We start from the raw sequence: 6,143 nt of genomic DNA, 5'->3' as shown, positions 1-6,143 counted from the left end.
CCGTCTCAAACCGAACCGTCGCGCGCTTCTGCGCCCTCAACTCCCGACGCCAATGCTGCACCCGAAGCTCCACCGAGCGAAGCCCAATGACGATCCCATGTTCGCTCGCCAGTTCCTCTCCCTGCATCGTTCTCGACAATGCAGGAATCGCCGAAATCTCAACCGTCATCCATGCCTCCTCTCATAACCGAGGGGGTCAGTTCTTCATTTCGTCAGGGGTTCAGTTTCTCAATTCGCCCGACACGTCGTAGGAGACGATGGCCTTCCGGTTTGTTTAACTGCCGTCAATGACGATGCGCTCCGGTCGGCCATGGCGCGCAAGCGCCTTCCGAAGAAAGCGCTTTGCTGCCGCTAGGTAAGGAGAAATTGACTTTGTCACCAACGCCGTCGATCGCATGGTACAGATAACCCCCTGGCCCCGGGACGTTGATATATAGGTCTCACCCATATGCCACCCGCCGCCGAGAGCCCGCTTGCGTCAGTTAAACCGCTTCGGCAGAAGCGCTGAGAAGTAAATGACCAGCGGTGGATTGACGAATGGTCAACGCTGACGCCGCGCTCGGCCATAATCTCCTTCAAATCCCCCAAGGCTCAGACGTAGCCAGATAGCAGCGCACGCAAAGCAGGATCACTGATCGTTTCGAAATGCCGTCCTTTGAACATGACGCAATCTCCAGAAGGCGGGGAACTCCTCATGCCCTCAACCCACTACCGGAAAGTTTGCACCGGAACCAGGAGAAGGGCTAGGTCGAGAACCAGATCGGGCTGATGCGCGAGTGCTTCTTCACGCCGGCTTCGTTTTAGCCTGTGACACCGCCTGTCAGATTAAGTCTAAATTTTTACAGGTCAAACCAGCGTCCCGGGAACATCGCACCCCTCCGACATTGGTTGAGACGCTCCGTTCACACCGCCGGCACTCAAAACGTTGCAACAGATCCTTCAAATAACTTTACAGAATCTTTGCGACCGCAAATCGCTGACGATGGTACCTTCACCGCAAAGCGTGACGCCAAGCACAGCTAAAAAGCTGCTGCCGATTCACGCTCGGATCCGCAGAGCCCGCAACGGAGGTCGATGCCAGTGGCAAGAAGAGCGCTCATCCTGGTTGAAGGTCATAGGGGTAATGGTCTGAGATACGTCCAAGCGATCCAGCGTCTTGGTCTCCAGCCAATTACCCTGTCGGCTAATCCAGCTCGCTACGACTATCTTGCGGCGGAAAGGCTTGAGGCAATCCGGGTCGATACGGACAATCTCGATGCGCTGATCCACGAATGTTCCCTGCTGCGTGCGAGCTATGACTTTGCTGGCATTACTGGCTTTACGGACGTCGACGAGTCGGTCTATGCAACAGTTGGCAAACTCTGCCAGCATTTCGATCTACCAGGACCGGACCCCGCATCGATCGAACGATGCTGCGACAAATTCAATCAGCGTCAGCTCCTCGCGGAGGCAGGCGTGCCAATACCTGCTTATCGTCTGGCAGCGAATGCGAGGGAGGTTGAAAGGTCTGCCGCGGAGATCGGCCTGCCAGTGATTCTTAAGCCAGCCGCAGGCAGCGGCAGCAGCGGTGTCCGATTGTGCCGCAACATCGATGAGTTGGCCGAACATACGACCTATCTGTTGGGCGAGAAGCACCTATGCCGGTCTTCGCCGAGGATACTGGTCGAAGAATTCGCACAAGGCCCATTCTATAGTGCTGACATAATGGGAAATGAAGTCGTTGGGATTGAGGCCGCTGACTTCGATCGCCCACCGCATTTTGTCTTTCGTGAATGCATCTTTCCGGCTCCGCTAACTGATGACGAGTACAAACACATCGCCGATGTTTCGCTGAGATGTTTGCAAGCTCTCGGCCTCGGCTGGGGGCCAACGAATATTGAATTCCGGTGGACGAAGCGTGGCCCGGTCGTCATTGAGGTGAATCCGCGTCTTCCGGGTGGGGCCAATCCCAAACTGGCTCGGCTGGCTTACGGTGTCGATCTTATCAACGAGCATATCAAGCTTGTCATCGGCGAGGAGTGGGACTTGCGCAGAAGGCAATCGCACGTTGCGGCCGCGCGGTTCCTAAATCCTGATCGCGACGGCATCCTAAATTGGATCGATGGCGACACTCGCGCGGCTGCCATACCAGGTGTCGCCGAGGTCAAAATTTATGTTGAACCCAAGACGCCGATCGTCAGAAAAGGCGATCACCGAGATACGATCGGACACGTCATCGCCGCTTCAGATAGCCAAGCTCAGACGGAGGCGATACTTCAGCGTGCCGTCGACTTAATCGCTTGGTCGATCACACCATTTTCGGCCCTTAGCGAACAGGGACAATCAGCGGCCCGCAATCTCCCCGCACCAGTGGAGGTGGCGCAAGATAAGGGATGATCGTCGCCGAAATTTGGTGCAATCGAGAGCAGGAGAGGGACGCAGGACGATGAGGGTGCTCTGGCGGTCCGTGAGGAATCTCGATCAGGCTGATTTTGGCTGAGGGATGGATGTTTTGGATGGCGAAGCCACCAACACTGCCCACTCGATGTGGGACCAGTCTGAGCGTCGACTTTTCTTGGAACAGGACGGTGGCACGTCGGTTAAGTGACGTAAGCTGGAGAACACGTACAGATATCCACATGATCAACGCAGCCAACTAACGACATTGTAAAATTTAGAAATGTACAATGTTACACGTTCAGAAGTTCTTGGCAACTTACACAACTTTATGCATTGCGGTTAAATGATGAAGCTTTGGCGATGCGGGTCCGCCGATGACCGCACGGAGAGTCTAGCACCCGCAGATCAGTGCATCAGTGTGACAGTGACAACATCCAGCCCAAATGGCTGCGGAGGAGACACTATGGAACGCCCGCGGATGACTGCGGTCTCTCAACTTCGAGGGCTGCCAACCAAAGTGTCCAACCAGTTTTCTTTGGGCCCGTCGATGCATTTCCCCGAGGCAGCCAGGGAGGCGTTTGCGGTCGAGTTCGGCCGATTTCTCGACCAGACCGTTGGCATTGCTCAATCCGAGCGGTTGTTCGACCTGTTATCTGCTTTTGCCCTGAACTTTGATTGCCCGTGGATAGCCTATGGATCCCTTGCACCCGGTCAAAGAGGTTTAAAGCTGATCCGACGCGATCCGGCGGTCATGCTGAATTGTCCTGATGGATGGCAGGAGCGCTATTTAGAAATGGGTTATGACAGGATAGACCCCATCATGAAGACGAGTCGAAAGCGAGCAGATGCCTTTCGATGGAGCGAGGTGTACAACGACGGAAGCACGACTGAAGACGAACGGCGCGTTTTCGACGAGGCCGCAACGTTCGGCTTAAGGTCAGGCATTAGCGTTCCATTGCACGGCCCCGAGGGCAGCTTTGCGATCATGAGCTTTGCTCGACCTTGGAACCGCGAATTTCAAAATCGAACAATCACATACTTGCAACTTGCCGCGTTACATTTCCATCTGAGGGTCGCGAAATTCGCGAATTCGGCTGGAATCGAGGGCGCTCCTAACCTTTCTCTAAGAGAAAAAGAGTGTATTCTGTGGACGGCGAGAGGGAAATCATCGTGGGAAATAGGAAAGATTCTAGGAATATCCCTAAATACGGTCAATTTTCATATAAAGAACGTGAAGCAAAAATTGGATGCCTCTAGCAGAACCCTCGCGGCTATAAAGGCAGTAAACTTCGGAATTATCGAGTTGTAACGAGCGTCATCAAAGAAGACAAGCCTAATTCACGGTCCGGGTGTTCCGACGAGGCAAGAGGAACGCACGTCTCAACATCGGTTGCGCTAAAGGTTTCCTTGAACCTGCGTCTTCGCGGCTTTGGCCGCATTATGGCTCCAGATCGGAAAGGTTGACGGCCAGCAGCGGTGCACACTAACACTGATACGTCCGATTGATCTGCAAAGAAATATAATTGCCTGCGATCTCCCGACGCTGTTCTTGCCGTGCCGCTTTCTTTCTCAAAATTCGCGATCGCGTAGCCGATGGTCTCCGAGAATGGAGGTCCGGCACAGGACAAGTCGCGAATGGCTCCCCGTGGATCTCGAATTGGGCGGGCATACCTCGCACAAATACTGGAGCAGAACGGTACATCGAGCAAATGTGCAGACGGCGTTCGTCATCAAGTAGGGTGAGGACAGCACACCGGTGGCTGCGCGCCTTTCGATCTCTCAGAAAATGCGCATGCCGGTAAAGGCCAGCAAGCCGCCCCGTTTGTCTGGCTGCCGTCAATGACGATGCGCTCCGGTCGGCCATAGCGCTTAAACGCCTTCCGAAGAAAGCACTTTGCTGCCGCTAGATCGTGGTGACGCCAAAGAAGAAGTCGACTGTGTCACTGTCGCAGGCGAAGACCGTAGGCCAGGTAGCCGCGCACCCAAAGCAGAATCACTGTCGTGCCGAAATGCCGTCCTTTGCGCATGACGCAATCTCCAGAAGTCGGAAAGCTCTCCTTATCCCCTCAACCTATTATCGAAAAGTATGCAAACGGAACCAGGAGAAGGGCTAAGTCGAGAACCAGGTCGGGCTGGCGCGCAAGCGCTTTTTCGCGCCCGGATTCGCTTTGGCCTATGACACCGTCTGTCAGATTAGGTTTAACCTTTACAGGTCACATTAGCGTCCCTTGAACATTGCACCCTCCGCAATTCGTCGAGACGCTCCGTGCCGCGCCGCGGGTAACAAAAACGTTGCAATAGATCCTTCAAATAACTTTACGAAATCTTTGCGCCCGCAGATCGCTGGCAATGGTAGGTCACCGCAAGGTCTGAGGTCAGGCACGACGCTCAGACCGCCGCACAGCACGCAACGGAGGTCGACGCCAATGGCAAAAAGAGCGCTTATCCTGGTTGAAGGTACAAGGGCCAATGGTCCGCGTTTCGTCAGAGCGGCTCGGCGTCTTGGTCTTCATCCAATTACCCTGTCGGCTGATCCAACTCGCTACGACTATCATGCGCCGGAAAGCATTGAGGCAATCCGGGTGGATACAGACAATCTCGATGCGCTGATCCACGAATGTTCCCGGCTGCGTGCGACCTATGACATTGCCGGCATTACGTCCCCCTGGGAGCCGGTCTATGCGACCGTTGGCAAGCTCTGCCGCTATTTCAATCTACCGGGACCGAACCCTGAATCCATTGAACGATGCTGCGACAAATTCACTCAACGTCAGCTCCTTGCGGAGGCCGGCGTTCCAATACCTGCTTATCGTCTGGCAGCGAATGCGAGGGAGGTTGAAAGCGCTGCCGCGGAGATCGGCCTGCCGGTGATTCTTAAGCCAGCCGTAGGCACCGGCAGCAGCGGTGTCCGATTGTGCCGCAACGCCGATGAGGTAGCCGAACATACGACCTATCTGTTGGGCGGGAAGCACATATGGCGGTCTTCGCCGAGGATACTGGTCGAAGAATTCGCACAAGGCCCTTATTATTGCGCCGAGATAATGGGAAATGAAGTCATTGGGATTGGTGCCGCCGAGTTCGGCCCCCTACCGCATTTCGTCGGTCGCGAGACCATCTTTCCGGCCCCACTGACTGATGACGAGCATGAACGTATCGCCGATGTTTCGCTGAGCTGTTTGCAGGCTCTCGGCCTTGGCTGGGGGCCTACATGCATTGAATTTCGGTGGACAAAGCGTGGCCCAGTCGTCATCGAAGTCAATCCGCGTCTTGCGGGTGGAACCAATCCTCGGCGGGTTCAGCTGGCTTACGGTATCGATCTCATCACCGAGCACATCAAGCTTGTCATCAGCGACAAATGCGATTTGCGCAGAAGGCATTCGCAGACTGCAATCGCGCGGCTCCTAGTTCCTGATCGCGATGGCATCCTCGACTGGATAGGTGGCGACAGTCGGGCCGCTGCCATATCAGGTGTCGCGGAGGTCAAGTTGTATGTTGAACCCAAGAGGCCGATCGTCAGGAAAGGCGATTACCGAGACTGCATCGGACATGTCATCGCCGTTTCACCCAGCTTTGCTCAGACCAAGGCCATACTCCAGCATGCTGTCGACTTAATCGATTGGTCGATCACACCATTTCCGCCCCCTGATGAGGAATGTTCTGCGGCCTTTACACCTGCACCAGCGCAGGTGGCGCCAGGTAAGAGGTGATCGTCGCTAAACACTGGTGCATCGAGAGGGATGGGTTTTTGATGGGATCGTCAGCCT

General features: G+C 55.1%; 3 protein-coding genes and 3 pseudogenes. 3 read left to right on the top strand and 3 right to left on the bottom strand.

Annotation, left to right across the window (positions count from 1 at the left end; genetic code table 11):
• Positions 1-277: 277 nt before the first annotated feature.
• Positions 278-663: pseudogene (locus tag NKH99_RS23010) on the bottom strand (IS6 family transposase); the annotation flags it as partial.
• 417 nt (positions 664-1,080) lie between these two features.
• Here NKH99_RS23010 and NKH99_RS23005 point away from each other — a divergent pair.
• A complete protein-coding gene (locus NKH99_RS23005) occupies positions 1,081-2,376 on the top strand; it encodes an ATP-grasp domain-containing protein (protein ID WP_353015716.1) in 1,296 nt (431 codons plus the stop codon).
• 466 nt (positions 2,377-2,842) lie between these two features.
• Positions 2,843-3,688 carry a LuxR family transcriptional regulator gene (locus NKH99_RS23000; RefSeq protein WP_353015714.1) on the top strand — a complete coding sequence of 282 codons (846 nt, stop codon included), beginning with the start codon at positions 2,843-2,845 and terminating at the stop codon, positions 3,686-3,688.
• 502 nt (positions 3,689-4,190) lie between these two features.
• Here NKH99_RS23000 and NKH99_RS32790 read toward each other — a convergent pair.
• Both NKH99_RS32790 and NKH99_RS32785 read right to left on the bottom strand, forming a co-directional pair.
• Positions 4,191-4,321 (bottom strand): annotated as a pseudogene (locus NKH99_RS32790) (DDE-type integrase/transposase/recombinase); the annotation flags it as partial.
• Between the two features lie 4 nt (positions 4,322-4,325).
• A pseudogene (locus tag NKH99_RS32785) lies at positions 4,326-4,406 on the bottom strand (IS6 family transposase); the annotation flags it as partial.
• A gap of 399 nt (positions 4,407-4,805) precedes the next feature.
• On the opposite strand from NKH99_RS32785, the gene NKH99_RS22990 reads away from it, so the two are divergent.
• A complete protein-coding gene (locus NKH99_RS22990) occupies positions 4,806-6,086 on the top strand; it encodes an ATP-grasp domain-containing protein (protein WP_353015712.1) in 1,281 nt (426 codons plus the stop codon).
• Positions 6,087-6,143 lie beyond the last annotated feature (57 nt).

The organism is Mesorhizobium sp. M0854 (assembly GCF_040319815.1).
GTDB lineage: Bacteria > Pseudomonadota > Alphaproteobacteria > Rhizobiales > Rhizobiaceae > Mesorhizobium.
The sequence above is the reverse complement of the archived record's forward strand: the minus strand, read 5'-3'. Positions and strand labels throughout refer to the sequence as shown.